The following is a 19400-nucleotide window of genomic DNA, read 5'->3' as shown; positions in this document are numbered from 1 at the left end:
TAACAGGCTAATCTCCCCCAAGAGTTCACATCGACGGGGAGGTTTGGCACCTCGATGTCGGCTCATCGCATCCTGGGGCTGGAGTAGGTCCCAAGGGTTTGGCTGTTCGCCAATTAAAGCGGTACGTGAGCTGGGTTTAAAACGTCGTGAGACAGTTTGGTCCCTATCTGTCGCGGGCGGAGGATATTTGAGAGGAGCTGTCCCTAGTACGAGAGGACCGGGATGGACGAACCTCTAGTGTTCCAGTTGTCACGCCAGTGGCATCGCTGGGTAGCTACGTTCGGACGGGATAACCGCTGAAAGCATCTAAGCGGGAAGCCCACCTCAAGATTAGATATCCCGTGGCGTAAGCCACCTAAAGACCCCTCGGAGACTACGAGGTTGATAGGTCAGGTGTGTAAGGCCAGTAATGGTCTGAGCTTACTGATACTAATCGGTCGTGCGGCTTGACCATAATTTTATATTTTCAATGCATTTACTGATGTGGCCATATTTGTTTATCAATTGTTTTTTTGAAGAATGTGATTTTCCGGCGGCTATGGCGAGGATGAAACACCCGTTCCCATCCCGAACACGGAAGTTAAGCTCCTCAGCGCCGATGGTACTGCCCGGGCGACCGGGTGGGAGAGTAGGACGTTGCCGGGAATAAAATTTAACCCGATTCCGCCAGAGGCGGGGTCGGGTTTTTTTTGGAGGTGACTTCGTGGGGAAGATAAGACGGGCGTTAATCAGTGTAACCGATAAATCTGGCTTAGTTGAATTTGCAAAAGCTTTGGCTAACTTTGGGGTAGAGATACTTTCCACCGGCGGCACGGCAAGACTTCTGAAGGACAATGGTATTTCAGCGGTCGAGATTTCCAAATATACCGGTTCGCCGGAGATATTGGGCGGCCGCGTTAAGACCCTTCACCCCAAGGTACACGGAGGGATCCTTTTCCGGCGGGATGATCCCGCACATGTCCAGCAGACCACCGAGCTAAATATCCCACCCATAGACCTGGTGGTAGTAAACCTTTACCAGTTTGCCCAGGCCATAGCCAAACCGAATGTTCACATAGACGGTGCTATAGAACAAATTGATATTGGCGGACCGACTTTGCTGCGCGCTTCAGCTAAGAATTTCCGTGATGTCACGGTTATTTGTGATCCCAAGGATTATACTCGGGTGCTGGCAGAAATGGAAAAAACTAATGGTGGCACGACATTGCCCACGCGATTCGTTTTGGCCAAAAAGGTTTTCGATCTGACGAGCTCTTACGATAGGAATATCTTCGAGTACTTGGACGGGCAAACGATGTAAAAAAGAACATATTGACCTGCTGACGACGTTGTATTATTAATATCAGAAACTTGGAAACGGGCTTTTAGTTCCAGTTTTACGATGACCTTAGAGTTGTCATTCCCGCGAAACCTGTCCCCGACTTACGATCGGGGAGCGGGAATCCAGGTTGAGCAGACGGGATTCCGGATCAAGTCCGGAATGACCGTTGTGTAAATTCCTTTCTGAGAAAGTACACTAGAAAGAGGTAATCAGATTCATGCGTACGGATATCGTGCACGTTGGCGCAGGAGAACTGACCTACGAGATTCGTAATATCGTTAATGTGGCGGAGAAGCTCCAGACCCTGGGCATTAAGACCAATATGGAGAACATTGGCGATCCCGTGGCCAAGGGAGAGAAAATCCCGGGTTGGATGAAGAAGATCGTATCTGAACTGGTCATGGAGGATTGCACCTACGGGTACAGCCCTACCCGTGGTCTTCTGGAGACCCGCCAGTTTATAGCGGAGCATACTAACAAACGGGGCGGAGCACAGATTACCCCGGATGACATCATCTTTTTTAATGGTCTGGGCGATGCTATTGCCAAGGTTTATGGGCTGTTAAATCCTACAGCGCGTATTATTGGCCCCGCCCCTACCTATTCCACGCATTCCTCGGCTGAGGCCGCCCATGCCGGGGCCAGACCTATTTCTTACCAGTTAAATCCCGGAAACAGTTGGTATCCGGATATTGAGGACCTGCGTAACCGTGTTAAATATAACCCGAATGTAGCAGGCATCTTGCTCATCAACCCGGACAATCCAACGGGAGTGGTTTATCCCGTAGATATTTTAAAAGAGATAGTTTCTATCGCCAGGGAGTATAATCTTTTCATTATCTGTGACGAGGTTTATATCAATATCGTTTACAATGGGCAAAAAACGGTCCCTATAGGCGATATTATAGGCGATGTTCCAGCCATAGCCATGCGTGGCATATCCAAGGAATTTCCCTGGCCGGGGTCCCGCTGTGGCTGGATAGAAGTCTATAACGGCCACAAAGACGTACTTTTTGAGAGATATGTACAGTCTATTCTGAATGCCAAGATGATGGAGGTCTGTTCGACCACCCTTCCGCAGAAGGCTATTCCGCGATTGGTAACCCACCCTAAGTACCCGGAATATCTAAATGAGCGTATCTCCAGGTATGAGAAATTTTCCAATATTGCCTATGAGCGGCTAAACGGCGTACCGGGTGTCTTAGTTAACCGAACCAACGGTGCTTTTTACATGAGTGTGGTATTTGAAGATGGCCGGTTAAATAACAAGCAGACTTTGCCTATTAAAAATAATGACGTGCGTGTCCATGTGGAGCGCTTGGTAAGTGCACCGGGTGTATCCCTGGACAAGAGATTTGTGTATTATTTGCTCGGATCAATAGGTATTTGCGTCGTGCCATTGTCTTCCTTTTCTACCGACCTCCAGGGGTTCCGGGTTACACTGTTAGAACGAGACGAAAGAGAGTTCAGAAGGATTTTTGATATACTGGCGGAAAATATTGAGCGGTATTTGAAGTCTTGAAGGTCCGGCCCTCAGAAACTCCGACCTTTATGTGCTTTTGATAAGGATCTCAACTACGGTATCCCCTTAATTTATCGGCCATTTCTATTGACTTTTTTGCCTCTATACGTTAAGAAATCACAATAATCAGCAAGTTAAAATAAGCTCAGGAACTTCTATTTTTCACCCCCCTGCCCTCCCTCTTTGAGGGGGAGGGTTTGGGAGGGGTGGACTTGTGCGGCAACCCCCGGGGTTGCCATAGTTTTTAGGGGAGAGAAAAATGCCCATACCGGGTATTCGTGGCTTCAAAGATATCTTGCCTGAAGAGGCGAAAAGATGGCAGCATATAGAAAAGATGGCCAGAGACGTCTTTCGCTGTTTTGGGTTTAACGAGATCCGAATTCCTATCCTGGAGAAGACAGAGCTTTTTGCACGAAGTATCGGTGAAACTACCGACATCGTGGAAAAGGAGATGTACACCTTTGTTGACCGTAGCGGCGAGAGTCTTACCTTACGGCCGGAGGCTACGGCCTCCATCCTGCGGGCCTTTATTGAGCATGGGTTATATGCCCAGGACAAGATACAAAAACTCTATACCATCGGCCCCATGTTTCGCCACGAAAGGCCGCAGAAAGGTCGTTACCGGCAGTTTCATCAGATAAATGCCGAAGCCATCGGCTTAGATAGCCCGGCCATTGATGCTGAGTTGATGACTATGGCTATGCATATCCTAAGCGCTCTGGGCGTATCCGGCGTGGAATTGCAGATAAATTCCCTGGGATGCTCTCATTGCCGGCCGCAATTCCGCCGGGATTTACAGTCTTTTCTTGGAACGAGGCAGGCCGGGCTTTGTCCTGATTGTCAGCGCCGCGCCGTATCCAATCCGCTTCGAGTCTTGGACTGTAAGGTAGAAAGATGCCGAGCGGCGCTTGAGGGCATGCCTTCTTTATCCGAGTATCTTTGTCCGGACTGTAAAACCCATCTCCATGCAGTAGAGGAACATCTCCAGTTGTTTGGTGTTCCTTACACAATAAATCCCCTTATGGTGCGTGGTCTTGATTATTACACCCGGACGACGTTTGAGATTACCAGTCTGGCCCTGGGGGCGCAGAGTGCCGTGGCCGCCGGGGGACGCTATGATGGCCTTATTAAAGAATTGGGAGGCCCCGATTTGTCCGGGATGGGCTTTGCCATAGGGATGGAGAGGTTATCTCTGTTAATAGGTGACTTGCAAAAAATAGGGGAGGAACCTATCTTATTTGTGGCGGCCATGGGTGAAAATGCCTGTGTTATTGCCGCCCGTATCGCACACAGATTAAGACTGGCCGGGATACAGGCTGAGATAGATTACGAGGGGCATAGCCTGAAGAGTCAGATGAGGCGCGCAGGCAAGATCGGCGCCTCTCTGGTTTTAATCGTGGGTGATGATGAACTGGCCAGGAACAGTGTTACTATGCGGGATATGAAATCCAGCCGGCAATGGGCGGTTGATTTTAATGATGATATCGAGGCATTGGTTCGCCGTATAGGTGAGGAAATGGGGAGGGTTGTTTAATGTCCGGCGCGGAGGGTTGGAAGAGGACTCATTACTGTGCATCACTTGGTATGGCTGAGATTGGCAACGAGGTGACGCTCATGGGCTGGGCGCATCGCCGGCGTGATCATGGCGGGCTTATTTTTGTTGACCTCCGCGACCGCGAGGGAATCACGCAGATAGTGTTTGACCCCAGCGTCAGCCAGGAAGCCCATAACCGAGCCGAGGGGGTGCGTAGTGAGTATGTGCTTGCTGTACAGGGAAAGGTGAGGAGTCGGCCGGAAGGCATGGAGAATCCCAATCTGAAAACCGGGGCAATAGAGGTGGTAGTGCATAAGGTCTGTGTACTAAACACCGCCAAGACACCTCCTTTCCCGCTGGAAGAAGAAGTCGATGTCTCGGAGAATCTCAGGCTTCGTTATCGCTACCTTGATCTCCGGCGGCAAAATATGGCCGCCAATTTTCGGCGGCGGCATCAAGCGGCCTCGGTCATAAGGAGGTATCTGGAAGAAAACGGCTTCTGGGAGATAGAGACGCCTTTTCTTACCAAGAGCACCCCGGAAGGGGCGCGGGATTATCTGGTGCCGAGCCGGCTCAACCCCGGCCGGTTTTATGCCCTTCCCCAGTCGCCGCAGCTATTCAAGCAGCTTTTGATGGTAGCCGGCATGGACCGCTATTATCAGATAGTGCGGTGCTTTCGGGACGAGGATCTGCGGGCCGACCGCCAGCCGGAATTTACCCAGGTGGACATGGAGATGTCTTTTATCACCGAAGAAGACGTATATGTATTGGTGGAAGGGATGATGTCCAGGCTGTTTCAGGAGGTCTTGGGGGTATCTACGGTTACCCCGTTCCCCTGTCTTTATTACCACGAGGCCCTGGCCCGTTTTGGGACGGACAAGCCGGATATGCGCTTTGGCCTGGAGCTGCGCGACATCTCTTCTCTCATGGCCGGGAGCCAATGCAAGGTCTTTGCGGATGTAGTGGCCAGGAGTGGCGTGGTGAAGGCCCTTCCGGTTAGAGCCGGTTATGATTTCTCACGCAAAGAGTTGGATGACCTGACCCAGTTTGTTGGTCAATACGGGGCCAAGGGTCTGGCCTGGATAAAGATTAAACCAGAGGGATGGCAATCACCTATTGCCAAGTTTTTTTCTGATGAAGAGAAGAAGGCCCTCGGAGAGGCACTGGATCTCCAGACGGGAGACATAGTCTTTTTTGTGGCAGACACTATGGCCACTGCCTGTCGAGCCCTCGGAGAACTCAGATTACATTTAGCCGGGCGGCTGAATCTTATCCCGGAGGGTGATTTTAGATTTGTATGGATAAAAGATTTTCCGCTTCTGGAATATGATACCGAAGAAAAGCGCTATGTAGCCGTACATCACCCCTTTACCGCTCCGGCGACCAAGGATATAGATAAGTTAAAAACTTCTCCCGGGGAAGTTATGGCCCGGGCCTACGACTTGGTATTGAACGGGATAGAGATTGGCGGAGGGAGCATCAGGATACATCAAACCGGGGTACAGCAGGAGGTTTTTGAGGCCTTGGGTATTGGTGAAGCGGCCCAGGATAAGTTTGGTTTCCTTCTGGAGGCGCTGGAGATGGGCGCTCCGCCTCATGGAGGCATTGCCTTTGGTCTGGACCGGCTTTTGATGCTCATGTGCGGGCGATCGACCATCCGTGATGTCATCGCCTTTCCCAAGACACAGAAGGCAGTTTGCCTGCTTACGGAGGCGCCGTCTTCGGTCAGCATGACCCAGTTGGCCGAGCTATATCTTAAGCCGGACTGGCATTAACAGTGACGAGTGATGAGTACTGAGTGATGAGTGTGGCTGGATAAGGGTGCAAAAGTACTTATCACTCATAACCCATCCCTTTAAAGGAGGTGTGAGTAAAAGTGGCTAAATGGAATCGATCCAGGAGGGTGCTCGAGCACGAGCATACTGAGTTTTGGCGTCATGAACTGAAGGACGTCTCTGAACCCAACCTCCAGCGCGAAGTCTTTCCTTACGATGAGGTCTGCCGTGTAGATTTTGACCACAAGTTGATTGCTATTGATCCGGCGGAAGAGATATTTATTACCGATACCACTTTTCGTGACGGTCAGCAGGCCAGGCCGCCGTACACTGTAGAACAAATCTGCGACATCTTTGATCTCCTGCACCGTCTGAGCGGACCAAACGGCGTCGTGCGTCAAAGCGAGTTTTTCCTTTACAGTAACAAAGACAAAGAAGCGGTGCGGCGCTGTCTGGAGAAGGGATACCGTTATCCGGAGATAACAGGCTGGATCAGGGCCAAGGCTGAGGATTTAAAGCTAGTCAAAGAGATGGGTCTTAAAGAGACCGGCATCCTGACCTCAGTCTCTGATTACCATATCTTTTTCAAGCTAAAGAAAAAACGTTCTCAGGTCATGAGGGATTATCTGCGTATTGTGCAGGCTGCCCTTGACCACGGAATCGTTCCCCGATGCCATTTTGAGGACATAACCAGGGCCGATATCTATGGCTTCTGTGTGCCTTTCGCCATAGCGCTTATGAAACTGAGGGAACAGAGCGGTATCGATGTCAAGATAAGACTTTGTGATACCCTGGGTTACGGCGTAACCTATCCGGGTGCGGCCCTGCCCCGCAGTGTGCCAAAGTTGGTGCGGGCCATGATTGATGATGCCGGGGTCCCTGGCCACCTTTTGGAGTGGCATGGCCACAATGACTTCCATAAGGTATTTATCAATGCCACTACCGCCTGGCTCTATGGATGTGCGGGAGCTAATGGGACATTGCTTGGTTTTGGTGAACGGACAGGCAACGCCCCTATCGAGGGATTGATCGTCGAATATATAAGCCTGCTGGGGCGCACCAATGGGGTTGATACTACGGTAATAACCGAGATCGCCGAATATTTTGAAAAGGAACTGGATTATCACATCCCGTCCAATTATCCCTTTATCGGTTCTGATTTCAACGCCACCCGGGCCGGGGTACACGCGGACGGCCTGATCAAGAATGAGGAAATATATAACATATTTGATACGCAGAAGATACTCAACCGTCCTATAACCATAATAATCGGCGATAAGTCCGGTGTAGCCGGCATTGCTCATTGGATTAACAACCGGTTAGGTCTTGCCGTTGAGTCTCAGGTGGACAAGCGGCATCCCGGGATTGCGCATATCTATAAATGGGTAATGGAACAGTATGAGGCGGGTCGGGTGACCGCCATATCCAATGAGGAGATGGAGATGCAGGCCAGGAAGCATCTGCCTGAGTTATTCATCTCTGAGTTCGATAAACTGAAGAAAAAGGCCTATGACTTGGCGGCCCATTTAATAGAAGAAATAGTAGAAAGAGAAGAAATAAAGACTATGAAGGCTAAGGCCCAGGAACCTGTACTACAGAAGTTCCTGGATGCTAATCCATTTATCCAGTTTATCTATGTCACGAATACCGAGGGCCGCAAGATCACCAAGAATATTACGCACGTTAAGGACCGGGCCAAGTATGAAACGTTTAAGCTGGATAGAGATTTCTCTGATCGCCCCTGGTTTATCAATCCGTTAAAGGACGGGAAGGTTCATGTCACAGATTTCTATACCTCCAAGATAACCGGGGCCCTCTGCATCACGGTTTCCGCGCCAATTCGCAGCGACAAAGAAGAGATCGTGGGTATTCTGGGCGCGGATATCCGCTTTGAAGATCTGGCCAAGATGGAGAAAAACGGGGATATTTGACGAGTAGGAATCTTTTGAGATTGAAGCTCCCCGCAGCAAACTGCGGGGAATCTCCGTAGCAAGGTAAAATGCACCATATTCGCTCGCTAACCCCGCTGCAAGCAACAGGGGATGCGCTCGCTATGCATGTTCATGGAGAGAATGCTGCGTGAATCAAAGAAGACGTAGCATTTTTTGTGCCTCAGCAGTGGGGAGGTTTTTTATCCGGCTAAATATGGTTTCGCACGCCTTATAATCCAGTTTATCCACAAAAGCCTTTAACCGGACCTCTTCCGCCAGATGGGGTGTGGGTTGTTCTTGTGTTGGAAAAAGCTCTTCCTTGGTCAAAAGGCTTACGTAGATCAGGCTCCGGGCGGCCAGTAACTTCCCTAACGCCTCGTTAAATTTTCCTCTGAACATATAGTGCAGGGTTAGCAGGTCACCCGGTGGTGATATAAAATCAACAGCTCTCCCCCCTTGTTTGTAACTGAGATTGCGGGAGGGCTCGGCCAGGATGAAGACCTGTTTTACATTGTGTTGGTGAGCGTTTTTTATTTTTAAGAGCGCCGCGCGTAGGGCAAAATGGATGTACCCCGCTTCTATGTAGATGGTTTTATCCTGGAATCTATTTTCTCTGATAAAGTCAGTAATCGCCTCAGCCCGCATCTGGTCACGGAGTTTTATACGTTGGGCATCACGAGAGGCAAAGTCCATTACGGCCCAGGTGGTTTCCGCAAAGGTCTTATCTACGGACTGGTAGTAGTTCAATAAGGCCCCAAAGGTCATATTCTCTGCATCATAGACGGCCTTCGTCTCCGGCTGGTGTGTCAGATCGGCGGGTTTTAAGCCCTTTTCAACCGATTCATGGATCTCGTTTAACTTTGCCAGGTAAGGTTCAATCTGGGTGACCAACTTACCTCGTCTATAGCAATCTTGTAATAGATGATAGATTTGCCCTGAGTATATCGGGAAAGATGGGTCAGTCTGTTCGAGATAGCCGGGAATAGGAATTTCTCCTTCCAGCATGGTCTGGAACGATGGATGGGGCGGTTCTTCGAGGATAATAACGTCAGATCTTGCGAATACGTTTTTAAGGAAGGGGATCGCCTCTGCCCGATGTGCGGAAAGACCGATAGTGATCATAGTTTGGAATCATAGATGAAAAAATGATAATATTTCAAAAGTTAAGTTTAGCATAAGAAATAAGATTAAGGTAAAAAATAGGGTTATCTTTTTCCTTTAGATATGAAAAATATTTAACTGGACAAACTCGCTGGCTTACATTAAGTTTTTTGAAAAGCTTTCAGCAGTCAGTTCGCCGGAAAAAAATCTTTCTAATAGCTGACGGCTTATAGCTGATAGCTATACGAAGGTCAATCATGAAATTAGCCGTAAGCGGTAAGGGTGGTGTAGGTAAGACCACAGTTTCTGCTCTCCTGGCCTATCTTTTTGCCCAAAAACGAATGAATGTCCTGGCCATTGATGCCGACCCCAGTCCCCATCTGGCCGATGCGCTGGGATTTCCGGAGGCTGCTAACATCACGCCTCTGGCTGAGATGAAGGAGCTCCTTATGGAGCGTTCGGGCAGTCAGGGAGGGGCATTCTACAACCTGAATCCCCGAGTGGAAGATCTCCCGGAAAGATTCATGGTAACCAGGGACAACATACGCCTGATGGTGCTGGGTTCAGTACAAAAGGGAGGAAGCGGGTGTGCCTGTCCGGAGAACATGGTCTTGCGGACGCTGGTAAGGAAGCTTTTTACCTCGGATTCCGAGGTCATTATCCTGGATATGGAGGCCGGGGTAGAGCATTTAGGCCGGGCGACAGTACAGGCCGTGGATGCCCTTTTAATAGTAGTAGAGCCTTCCCGGGGCAGCATTGAGACCGCCGAGAAAATTACGCGCCTGGCTAGGGAGATCGGACTTAATCGGATTTTCCTGGTAGGAAATAAGATCAGGAATGAGGCAGACAAAGAGTATATTACGGCCCGCATAAAAGAATTGCCTTTTGCCGGCTTTCTGCCCCTGGATTTAAAGGTTTCGGATGCTGAACGGGAAGGTGTGCCGCCCTTTGTGGCCAGCCCGGGGTTAAGAGAGGCCGGGGAAAACATTATAAAGCAAGTGATGAGTGATTTTAGCTGAAAGCTATGAAGTAGGACAGGCGTCTCGCCTGTCGAGATGTGTGATGATTGATATCCAGAAACAGAGAGACCACCGTAACATAGATATTGACAAGGTGGGGGTCAAGAACATCCGGTACCCTATCACTGTGCTGGACAAGGCAAACGATGTCCAGCAGACGGTAGCCAGCGTCAATATGTATGTCAACCTTCCCCATAAGTTCAAGGGGACACACATGAGCCGGTTCGTGGAGATACTTAATGAATTCCGCGGTGAGATAAACATCAAGAAATTTTCACACATCCTGGACGAAATGAGAAGACGGTTAAAAGCAGAGTCGGCTCATCTGGAGATTGAATTTCCCTACTTTATTGAGAAAAAGGCCCCGGTAACTCGTACCCCCAGTCTGCTGGAATACCGCTGTTGCATCAGCGGATCCAGGCAAAAGAAGAAAAAGAACGACATCATCCTGCGTGTGGAAGTACCCGTTACCACGGTCTGTCCCTGCTCAAAAGAGATTAGTGAGTTTGGTGCGCATAACCAGAGAGGCGAGGTGCGGGTAAGCATACGTTTTAAAAAATTTGTCTGGATAGAAGATATTATCCGTTTAGTTGAGAATTCTGCCTCGTGTGATGTCTATTCCATTCTAAAGCGGCCGGACGAAAAATTCGTTACCGAGAAGGCTTATCAAAACCCTATGTTTGTGGAGGATGTAGTGCGCAGCCTGGCTGAGAAATTCTCCACCGATCCAGAGATAACCTGGTTTGCCGTGGAGGCGGAAAATTTTGAGTCCATCCACAATCATAGCGCCTATGCGTTTATTGAGAGACGGGTTGTGTAAAAAGTTTAAAGTTCAAAGCTCAAATGTTGGGGTTCTTGGTCATTTGGATTTGATTTGAACTTGGGATTTTGACATTTGAAAATACCCGGCCACTTTTTTAACTTCCTCGGCTGGAACATCTCCCTCCCTTACTATTCGCGGCGGTGAAAGGGTTACATCAATAATCGTTGAGCCTTTGATCCCTTTAGTTTCGCCGGCATCAAGTATCAGATCTACTCCTTCGCCAAGTTGGTTACAGACGTCCTGAGCTGTGGCCGGGTCCTTACCACCTGAGAGATTGGCGCTGGTAGCGGTGAGGGGAAGGCCAAAGGTCAACGCGATAGACCGGGCAACTGGGTGGGAGGATATGCGGATGCCTACCGTATCTGTTCCGCCGGTGAGAAGGGAGGGCAGGCCCTTTTTGGCCTTGAATATAATAGTCAGGGGGCCGGGCCAGAAGCTGTCCATGAGCTTTTCCGCTACGGCCGGAATGTCGCTTACCAGGCTATACAGTTGGTCCTTTTCAGCGATGATTACCAGGAGGGGTTTGGCGTAATCACGCTGTTTGAGGGCGAAGACCCTTTTAAGGGCCTGTTCATTTAAGGCATCAGCGCCTAACCCATAAAAAGTTTCGGTAGGGAAGGCCAGAATTCCACCTTGTTTGAGAACTGCGCAGGCTTTACATATTGCCCCTTCGTCAGGATTTTGGGCATTCACTTTGATAGTGATGAGTGACGAGTGATGAGTAGCCCCTGACAGGCGAGACGCCTGTCCTACGGGATGATGTTGCCACCTATTCTCATCACTCATAACTCAGTACTCATCACTTATTTATATCGGGCCTAGCCGACTGGCCTTTTCCTCCACTTCCTGCGCCATATTCACTTTATGTTTTCTCAATTCTTCCGCGATGTGGGGATATTTCAAGGCCAAGATTTGCGCTGCAAAGATGGCGGCATTCCTGGCCCCGGCCTTGCCGACGGCCATAGTAGCCACAGGGACACCGGGCGGCATCTGGACAGTAGAAAGAAGAGAGTCAAGGCCGTTTAGGGCCGAGGAATTTATGGGTACCCCGATAACCGGCAGGCTGGTTTCAGAGGCGATGACCCCGGCCAGGTGGGCGGCTGCGCCGGCACCGGCAATGATGATTTCCAGGCCACGCTCCGCGGCTTTTTGTGCATATTCATGTGTTCTCTGCGGAGACCGATGGGCAGAGGCGATGGTAATTTCATAGGAGATGCCCATTTTTTTAAGTACGGAAGTTGTCTCAACCATGACAGGCAGGTCCGAGTCACTGCCCATGACAATGCCTACTAAAGGACTGTTTCCCTTATTTTTCAGGGCCTTGCGTCCAATATCCTTACGGGAATAGACGTCTTCCCACTTGATGCGGCCCACTGCCTCATAGGCGCGTTTAATTGCCTGCTTGTAATCGCTGCCAAAAGCGGTTACTCCCAGGACCCGGCCGCCATTTGTTACAACACTGTTACCCTTGATGGCCGTGCCGGCGTGGAAGATGGTAACATCTTTCATTTTTGAAACGGCAGCGAGACCTTGAATGATCTTACCTTTTTTATAACTTCCCGGGTATCCCTGCGAGGCCATAACCACGCAGACCGCCGGGCGGGGATCCCAGTCAATAGAAAGATTGCCGAGCGTACCGTCGATGGCAGCCTGCATGATCCTGACCAGGTCGCCTTTCATGCGCACCAGGATAGGCTGGGCCTCCGGGTCGCCAAAGCGGCAATTGAATTCCAGTACCTTGGCCTTTCCTTCCTTGATGATAAGGCCGGCATATAAGACTCCGCGGTACGGCTGCCCTTCTGCAACCAGGGCCTTTATGGTGGGCTGCATAATTTCTTTCATGATTTGCCGGTACAACTGAGGGGTGACCAGCGGCGCCGGGGAATAGGCCCCCATACCCCCTGTGTTTGGGCCGCGATCCCCGTCAAAAATAGCCTTATGATCTTGCGAGGTGGCCAGCGGCAGAACGGTCTTGCCGTCTGTGACGGCCATGAAAGAGACCTCTTCGCCCTCCAGGAATTCTTCGATGATTATTTTTTTACCGGCCTCACCAAAGGCCTTCTTCTGCATAATGAGGTCAACGGCAGCCGCTCCTTCTTCATAACTTTGGGCGACTATTACGCCCTTGCCCGCAGCCAGGCCGTCGGCCTTAATTACCAGGGGGAATGCAGCCTTTTTCAGGTATGCCATGGCCTTATCAGTTGATGTAAATACCTCGTACTTGCCGGTGGGGATGTGGTACTTATCCATAAGCTTTTTGGCAAATACTTTACTGCCTTCAATAGCCGCAGCCTCCTTGCCCGGGCCAAATATGGATAATTTTTTGGCAGAAAAGATATCTACAATGCCCAGGGTTAACGCCGTCTCCGGCCCGACCACGGTCAGATCTATCTTTTTGTTCTGGGCAAATGCGCACAGCTCCTTAATATCTTCAGCGGAGATATTCACGCATTCAGCCAGCGTACTTATACCGGCGTTGCCCGGCGCACAGTAGATTTTTTTTACTAAAGGACTCTGGGCAATCTTCCAGACCAAGGCATGCTCACGGCCACCTGAGCCTACAACAAGGACTTTCATGCTGTGCTCCTTTTATCATAATTTAGCTTTTACTACCTTTACTAACGGATTCTGTCAAGAGAAACAGCAGCTTATTAGGGATGGGTAATGAATGATGGGTTATGAGTCGGAGAAGGGTTGCGAGTTGTCCGCCCTGGCGGATCTGCCAGAGGCACGACGAGTTTTTGACCCGAAACCCGTAACTCGCAACTCGGAGGCCGAAAGCTGAAAGCCGGCGGCTGACAGCTAATCCATCTTGACGGTAGTTGCAGACAGGAAGATCAGGAGCTCCGTGCGCTCTGTGGCGTCCTTTTCACCCCTAAAGAGCCAGCCCAATACCGGAACCTTGGATAATATAGGCACGCCCGCTATAGTCTTTGTTTTCTTTTCATAAATGATCCCGCCGATCACCACGGTCTCGCCGTCATTAATCAGGAGTTCCGTCTTTGCCTCCCGGATATCAAGGGACGGCGTGCCTTGCACAGTCTTTGTCCAGTCCGGCTCGTCTTTTTTGGCCGTTATATTCAGGCCGATACGGTTGTCCGGCGTTATATGGGGAACCACGGTCAGTTTAAGCGTGGCCTCCACAAATTCCGTGGAGATACCATCCTGGGTCTGCTTGAGATACGGTATCTTGGAACCCTGCTGGATATGAGCCTCTTTATTGTCCAGGGTAGTAATCTTTGGTGAGGAGACTATGTGTACCTTGCCGTCACTCTCCATGGCCAGGAGGCGCACATCCAGACTAGGCATGGTAGCGCCTACTCGCCCAAGGGAAAAACCGATGGCGCCCAATGCGTCCGCAGTAGCCGGTATGCCTGGATTAACCGCGAAGTTATTAGTGGAATCGAGCCGTCCCTGCACGGTGAACTTCCCGTGTTCTCCGGATTTCGTGGCTGTTCCGCCCCACTGCACCCCCAACTCACGTGAGAAATCGGCCGTGGCCTCCACAATACGCGCCTCGATAAGCACCTGCCGGGTTGGCTCATCCAGCGAGCTTACTATAGCCCTGGCGTCTTCGATTACGGCCGGGGTGTCTTTTATTACGATCTTGTTAGTACGTTCATCGAATGTAACCGAACCCCGTTCACTTCTGATTTTGTCGATCTGATCCTTTAATTTTTCGGCCTTGCCGTAGTTTACCTGGATATACTCAGTGACCATGGGCTCTGCCTGCTGCAATTCAATGAGCCGTTTATTCTCTTCTGCCACCCTGGCCAAGGGTGCGATACGAATGACATTGCCGGTTTTTACCATCCCCAGGCCCTTGGCCGCCAGGACCACATCCAATGCCTGATCCCAGGGGACCCTGTCTAATTTCAAGGTTACCTTACCGGTTACATCGTCGCCGGCCACAATATTCAGTTTGCTTACCTCGGCCAGCAGTCTGAAGACGTTATGGATGTCAGCATTCTGGAAGTCCAGAGTTATCTTTTGGCCGGTATAGACCTTATTCGGGCCAAAAGGCATTTCTACCCTGGCAAGGCCATCGTCTATCGGCGCGGCCGTGTCCCTTGACAGATCGCTGAATTCCGGAGGCAAGACTGTGTCCTTGTCAGGGGCCGCTTCATATTCTGCCGGTAGTTTGGCAGCCTCCGGCGCCATTTGGGCCAACTGGTCTGGTTTCGGAGGGACGGTTGTGGCCGCAAATTCCAGTTGGATAGTATTTTCCTTTTCTACGGTCTGGAAGGGGACCTCGTCCCGCATCTTTATGGTAATGTCCACAGTATGTTTTGCAGATATGGATTGCTGCGGGATTATTTCTTTTACCGCACCCTTAAAATAGCCGGTGTCATAAGGTCTGGCCAATGCCTTGGGCAGCAAAGCCTGGCTCAGGCGCAGTAACACAGTATCCTTATCGATGTTAATTAGCTTGTATGGTAATTTCCGGTCAGCCCTCACCGTAAGACGAACCTTGCCTTCCTCCAGAGGCTCGAAGTCTATAGCTTCTATAGTCCCGACCGAAGGTAATACCACGGGTTCGGGTTTCCGGCTTTCCTGCCGGAGGCGGGCCGGGGCCTGCTTGCCGATCCACACCGTAATGGTCCCGGCAGTCTGGTCAATAGAATAAGGGAACAACGCCGTCTTTTTAGAGTCGAAAACAATACGAACCCCGCCTGCTTTTGCGGCCATACGAATCTTTTTTAAGAGATCATTCTGGACAGAGACCGCTCTCTTTGGATATACGAGTTTAATTTCAGGGATGTCTACAACCAGTCTGGACGGGTCAGACAATGTAAAGGACTTTGAACGGGGCAATATTCCATCAGCAGAAATAACAACTTTTACTGTTCCTTTTGCGGGGGCATCTACCGCCACGTCAACTATGCCTTTGGCCGGAGGCATAGCGGCTAAACTGGCCGTGGTCTCGATCGCTTTGTCCGGTTCCCTTGCCGCCTTAAGTTCCGAATCGGGTTCTGGCGCAGATTCTTCTTTTACGGCAACGATAGGGCCCTTTTGAAAAGCAATAACTATACCCTTATCCATTCGGGTAATAGTATAGGGTATATCTTTCACCAATGCGATTTCGATGTGGGAATAAGCCTCCAATTTATCACCCAAAAATGTGCCTTTTATAGCCTTAATAATGCTGGTGTCAAAATCCGTGGGGAAGGCTACCTGGCTTACGTCTGCTTCCGGGATGTCAATAATTATGGCCAAGGGATTGACCTGTTTAAAGGCGGTATATGTTAACGGCTCCTTTCCCTGGATAGTAACCCGGAGCGTGGATTCATACTGGGAGACAATAACAGACTCAATTTCCCGGATTGATGTTGATTTTGATGCCGCATAAGCCGTGTCAGCCGGCAACCAGAGGCCGAGGCCCATGAATACTATAATGGCCAGAACTTGTATTCTAATCCAGCACATTAATCTTCTCCTTCCCCTGATCCACTTAACCTGAGTATCACGGGGCGTTTCCTTATTTTTCCGGTAAAATCTTTCACGGTTTCCGTGACTACCACGCGGTCCGCCAGGATGCCGGTTACAACGCCTTCCTGCGTCCCCACACGGCTTCCTGTACGCAAGATGTAACCCCTGCCCGATGCGTCTTCCACCATGGCGTAGGGATCCCTGCTGTTGGTAACGACGGCAACCAGCGTCAACTGGCCAATATCCAGGCTTTGCAGCGGTAAGGCCACGCTGCCGGGCGATACGGTTTTTGATTTATCCCCTGCCTTATCTTCTGATATAAAGGGCTTAAACGGATCCGGCTTTCCGACCGGGTTATAAGAATATTTTTCCAGCATCCCGATTTCGCCGTTCATCCCGGAGGCAGGAGAGGCGGCTTCGGCTTTCTGAGACCCTTCATTCGGCACACTTAAGGGGGGTTCCGTTTTCTTGTCCTTGCAGCCGGCAAAGATAAGCATCAGGCACATCAAACTACACGCCATCAGCCGGATACCTTTGTTGCAACTATTGCAACTAGTTGTTTTTCTGTTTATCTTCACCAGGCTCGCCCTCTACAAATCGGTACGTGGTGGCCAGACAGGAGGTCTTTATCATCATCGCGCCATGTGCCTTTTGGGGATCAGTCATAGAGACATTAGAGATATTGACTATGCGCGGCAGCTTGCTCACTCTGTCAAAAAATACGGCCACGTTGTGGTATGGCCCCTCAACGATAATCTCTACAGGGATTTCGGCATAAAAATCCTTGGGTGCTTCTTCTTTCGGCTTAAAAAGAATAAATTCCAGGCCCGCTTCGTTCCCAAGACTTGAAATGTTGGTTAGCAGGGAGGGGATCTCTTTCTTATCCGGGAGGAGCAACAGGGCCTGTTGGAATTGGGCCTTGGTCGCCTCAAGTTCAGCCTTAAATTGTGCCAGATTAGCGGCTTTATGTTTGACCTTGTCCAGGGTGGCCTGTGCGTCTTCAAGCTCCCCGCGCAGCTTCCCGATCTTTCTGAACTGGGGTCCGATCAAAATGACGACAAAAACCGCTACCAGGGCCGCAAGTATGCCGATATAAATCAAAATCTTCTGCTTAAAGGGCAACCCGGTAACTATATGTTCTATCTTGGGTGGCAGACTTAACCCTTTCATGCCTTTTTCTCACCCTTCTTTTTTTGGTCGGCAGGCTGCTCCGCTATAGACGTATCTACCGAAGCCCCCCTGATCTCGCAAGTAATGCTAAACTGCATCAATTTCACGCTGTTGACCGTCTCCTGGGCCGAATTTATTAAGTCCACATTGGTAAAATAAGGAGAAGCGGCCAAGCTCTTCATGTATAAGGCTATAGTACCGTTATCCATGGCCACTCCTTCCAGGAGGAGCTTATTTTCGGTCTGTTTGACGGCCTTGAGCCATAACCTTTTTTCCGGCAAATTTGTGCTTATTTCATCCAGCATATGTACCGGCCCGGTTTTATTTCTCTGCAGCCGACCAAGGACATCGAGTTTTTTCTGGATTAAGTCCTTTTGTTTTTTTTGCTCTTCGAGTCCCTGGACTACCTTATTGTACTCACCTATCTCATTCCGGGCCTCCCCGATATCAGCAGTCAGCGATTTTATCTGATACGAAAAGGAAATACCCAGATAAGCCATGGCTAAAACAATAAAGAATACGGACAGAAGGCATACCGATAATTGTTTACGGATGTTTTCCTTCTTCTTGGCTAATCTGACTGGTAAGAGGTTTATTTTAATCATATCTCTACACTTCTCAGGGCCAGGCCGATAGCTATAGCGGCTTGCGGGCCTACCTGGCCTATATACTCCGGATCAAACCGGTCAGGGTCCACATCTATGCGGGCAAAGGGATCAAATATTTCCACCGGGATATCTGTCTCCAGGCGTAAGATATCGCTGAGTCCGGCGATCTTGGCCGATCCGCCGCTCAGCACAATCTTGGCCAGGCTATGGTCCGGATAGTTTGCGTAATAGAAGTCAATGGCCCGCCTTATTTCCATCGTCCAGAGGGAACATGTAGAAGAAAATATCTCCTCAAGGATTGGCCTATTATCGCCGTTCACATTGCCGCTTATCTTCAAAATTTCCGCCTGATCGTATGGCAGACCAAGCTTAGATCGAATCTGGTCCGTGATCTGATCGCCGCCAAAGGAGGCATCCCGGGTGAAAGTAGAGACGCCGTTGATCAGGATGTTGATATTAATCTTGGAGGCCCCGATATCCACCAGGGCGATGTTCTGATCTTGCGTGTCGTAATTGGCTTCATAGGCATTTTCCAGCGCAAATGGATCGACATCGATAATGGTAGGAACAAGATTGGCATCGCGAATTAACTCAGAGTATTCGTCTATCGTTTCACGCTTTGCAGCCACCAGCATAACGTCCATGCGGTCTTTTTTCTCTACGCTCGCTCCCAGTATCTGGAAATCGATATAGACGTCGTTAATATCAAAAGGAATATACTGTGCGGCCTCGACCGCGATATTATCTTCCAGTTCCTTATCACTCATAAGCGGCATATTTATCTTCTTTATAATAACCGAATAACCGGCGATAGATGCCGCTGTGCGCCTGCCCGTTATTTTTAAATTGTTCACCAGTGCGGCTATAATATCAGCCACCTGTGCCCGCTCCTTTACCACTCCTTCGACAATGGTCTGTGCGGGGACAGCCGCTATACCAAAGTTTTTCAGTTGTAACCCATGGGAAGAGTCTGTCACCTCGGCTACCTTTATAGAATGGGAGCCGATATCTAACCCCAAGGCAAATTTTTGTTTTTTAAAAAACATATTTTGTGTTTTCTTCTCCAGAGATTGTCAAAAAATCCACATTATCCTAAATCCCCCTCGCCTCATTTTAGCAAGGGGAGATGGGGGATTTGTAAAATATTTTTAGGAAGTTATAATTTT

The 19400-nt window shown here is 49.8% G+C and carries 14 protein-coding genes, 2 rRNA genes and 1 pseudogene; 9 read left to right on the top strand and 8 right to left on the bottom strand.

Annotated features, from left to right (window positions below; translation table 11 throughout):
• The 7 genes and pseudogenes from RDU59_03475 to RDU59_03445 all read left to right on the top strand — a co-directional run.
• Positions 1-454, top strand: a 23S ribosomal RNA gene (locus tag RDU59_03475); the annotation flags it as partial.
• Between the two features lie 74 nt (positions 455-528).
• Positions 529-645: ribosomal RNA gene (gene rrf, locus RDU59_03470) — 5S ribosomal RNA — on the top strand.
• Positions 646-703: 58 nt separating this feature from the next.
• Positions 704-1282, top strand: a pseudogene (locus RDU59_03465) (IMP cyclohydrolase).
• 256 nt (positions 1283-1538) lie between these two features.
• Positions 1539-2843, top strand: coding sequence for a pyridoxal phosphate-dependent aminotransferase (locus RDU59_03460; GenBank protein MDQ7837535.1), 1305 nt, complete (start codon positions 1539-1541; stop codon positions 2841-2843).
• 259 nt (positions 2844-3102) lie between these two features.
• Positions 3103-4377, top strand: a complete 1275-nt coding sequence (gene hisS, locus RDU59_03455) for a histidine--tRNA ligase (GenBank protein MDQ7837534.1) — start codon at positions 3103-3105, stop codon at positions 4375-4377.
• Positions 4377-6152 (top strand): aspartate--tRNA ligase, encoded by a 1776-nt coding sequence (gene aspS, locus RDU59_03450; GenBank protein MDQ7837533.1) that lies wholly within the window; start codon positions 4377-4379, stop codon positions 6150-6152. The genes hisS and aspS overlap by 1 nt, the downstream gene beginning before the upstream one ends.
• Before the next feature lie 101 nt (positions 6153-6253).
• A complete protein-coding gene (locus tag RDU59_03445) occupies positions 6254-8083 on the top strand; it encodes a cache domain-containing protein (protein ID MDQ7837532.1) in 1830 nt (609 codons plus the stop codon).
• A 153-nt stretch (positions 8084-8236) separates the two neighbouring features.
• Here the strand turns inward: RDU59_03445 and RDU59_03440 are convergent, their stop codons facing one another.
• Positions 8237-9205, bottom strand: coding sequence for a hypothetical protein (locus tag RDU59_03440; GenBank protein ID MDQ7837531.1), 969 nt, complete (start codon positions 9203-9205; stop codon positions 8237-8239).
• Positions 9206-9441: 236 nt separating this feature from the next.
• Here RDU59_03440 and RDU59_03435 point away from each other — a divergent pair, with 236 nt between their 5' ends.
• Together RDU59_03435 and folE2 are read left to right on the top strand one after the other, a co-directional pair.
• The gene (locus RDU59_03435) at positions 9442-10203 is read left to right on the top strand and encodes an AAA family ATPase (protein MDQ7837530.1); all 762 of its coding nucleotides are present in this window, start codon (positions 9442-9444) and stop codon (positions 10201-10203) included.
• A gap of 43 nt (positions 10204-10246) precedes the next feature.
• Positions 10247-11023 (top strand): GTP cyclohydrolase FolE2, encoded by a 777-nt coding sequence (gene folE2 / locus RDU59_03430; protein MDQ7837529.1) that lies wholly within the window; start codon positions 10247-10249, stop codon positions 11021-11023.
• 39 nt (positions 11024-11062) lie between these two features.
• Here folE2 and RDU59_03425 read toward each other — a convergent pair whose 3' ends face one another.
• The 7 genes from RDU59_03425 to pilM form a co-directional block, all read right to left on the bottom strand.
• A complete protein-coding gene (locus RDU59_03425; GenBank protein ID MDQ7837528.1) occupies positions 11063-11812 on the bottom strand; it encodes an L-threonylcarbamoyladenylate synthase in 750 nt (249 codons plus the stop codon).
• Positions 11813-11833: 21 nt separating this feature from the next.
• Positions 11834-13603, bottom strand: coding sequence for a phosphoribosylamine--glycine ligase (gene purD / locus RDU59_03420; protein MDQ7837527.1), 1770 nt, complete (start codon positions 13601-13603; stop codon positions 11834-11836).
• A gap of 225 nt (positions 13604-13828) precedes the next feature.
• Positions 13829-16453, bottom strand: a complete 2625-nt coding sequence (pilQ, locus tag RDU59_03415) for a type IV pilus secretin PilQ (GenBank protein ID MDQ7837526.1) — start codon at positions 16451-16453, stop codon at positions 13829-13831.
• Positions 16453-16977: a pilus assembly protein PilP gene (locus tag RDU59_03410; protein MDQ7837525.1), complete on the bottom strand. Its 525-nt coding sequence runs from the start codon at positions 16975-16977 to the stop codon at positions 16453-16455. The genes pilQ and RDU59_03410 overlap by 1 nt, the downstream gene beginning before the upstream one ends.
• 31 nt (positions 16978-17008) lie before the next feature.
• A complete protein-coding gene (locus RDU59_03405; GenBank protein MDQ7837524.1) occupies positions 17009-17626 on the bottom strand; it encodes a type 4a pilus biogenesis protein PilO in 618 nt (205 codons plus the stop codon).
• Positions 17623-18231 (bottom strand): PilN domain-containing protein, encoded by a 609-nt coding sequence (locus RDU59_03400; protein ID MDQ7837523.1) that lies wholly within the window; start codon positions 18229-18231, stop codon positions 17623-17625. Before RDU59_03400 ends, RDU59_03405 begins: the two co-directional genes overlap by 4 nt.
• Positions 18228-19280 (bottom strand): type IV pilus assembly protein PilM, encoded by a 1053-nt coding sequence (gene pilM, locus RDU59_03395; protein MDQ7837522.1) that lies wholly within the window; start codon positions 19278-19280, stop codon positions 18228-18230. The genes RDU59_03400 and pilM overlap by 4 nt, the downstream gene beginning before the upstream one ends.
• Positions 19281-19400 lie beyond the last annotated feature (120 nt).

This window comes from Thermodesulfobacteriota bacterium (assembly GCA_031082315.1).
GTDB lineage: Bacteria > Desulfobacterota > QYQD01 > QYQD01 > QYQD01 > QYQD01.
The sequence above is the reverse complement of the archived record's forward strand: the minus strand, read 5'-3'. Positions and strand labels throughout refer to the sequence as shown.

What these genes read in the sequence shown, in the direction of transcription:
- RDU59_03460 (MDQ7837535.1), top strand. Translation starts at nt 1,539, where the DNA reads ATGCGTACGGATATCGTGCACGTTGGCGCAGGAGAACTGACCTACGAG.
- hisS (MDQ7837534.1), top strand. Translation starts at nt 3,103, where the DNA reads ATGCCCATACCGGGTATTCGTGGCTTCAAAGATATCTTGCCTGAAGAG.
- aspS (MDQ7837533.1), top strand. Translation starts at nt 4,377, where the DNA reads ATGTCCGGCGCGGAGGGTTGGAAGAGGACTCATTACTGTGCATCACTT.
- RDU59_03440 (MDQ7837531.1), bottom strand. Translation starts at nt 9,205, where the DNA reads ATGATCACTATCGGTCTTTCCGCACATCGGGCAGAGGCGATCCCCTTC.
- RDU59_03435 (MDQ7837530.1), top strand. Translation starts at nt 9,442, where the DNA reads ATGAAATTAGCCGTAAGCGGTAAGGGTGGTGTAGGTAAGACCACAGTT.
- folE2 (MDQ7837529.1), top strand. Translation starts at nt 10,247, where the DNA reads ATGATTGATATCCAGAAACAGAGAGACCACCGTAACATAGATATTGAC.
- RDU59_03425 (MDQ7837528.1), bottom strand. Translation starts at nt 11,812, where the DNA reads ATGAGTGATGAGAATAGGTGGCAACATCATCCCGTAGGACAGGCGTCT.
- purD (MDQ7837527.1), bottom strand. Translation starts at nt 13,603, where the DNA reads ATGAAAGTCCTTGTTGTAGGCTCAGGTGGCCGTGAGCATGCCTTGGTC.
- pilQ (MDQ7837526.1), bottom strand. Translation starts at nt 16,453, where the DNA reads ATGTGCTGGATTAGAATACAAGTTCTGGCCATTATAGTATTCATGGGC.
- RDU59_03410 (MDQ7837525.1), bottom strand. Translation starts at nt 16,977, where the DNA reads ATGGCGTGTAGTTTGATGTGCCTGATGCTTATCTTTGCCGGCTGCAAG.
- RDU59_03405 (MDQ7837524.1), bottom strand. Translation starts at nt 17,626, where the DNA reads ATGAAAGGGTTAAGTCTGCCACCCAAGATAGAACATATAGTTACCGGG.
- RDU59_03400 (MDQ7837523.1), bottom strand. Translation starts at nt 18,231, where the DNA reads ATGATTAAAATAAACCTCTTACCAGTCAGATTAGCCAAGAAGAAGGAA.
- pilM (MDQ7837522.1), bottom strand. Translation starts at nt 19,280, where the DNA reads ATGTTTTTTAAAAAACAAAAATTTGCCTTGGGGTTAGATATCGGCTCC.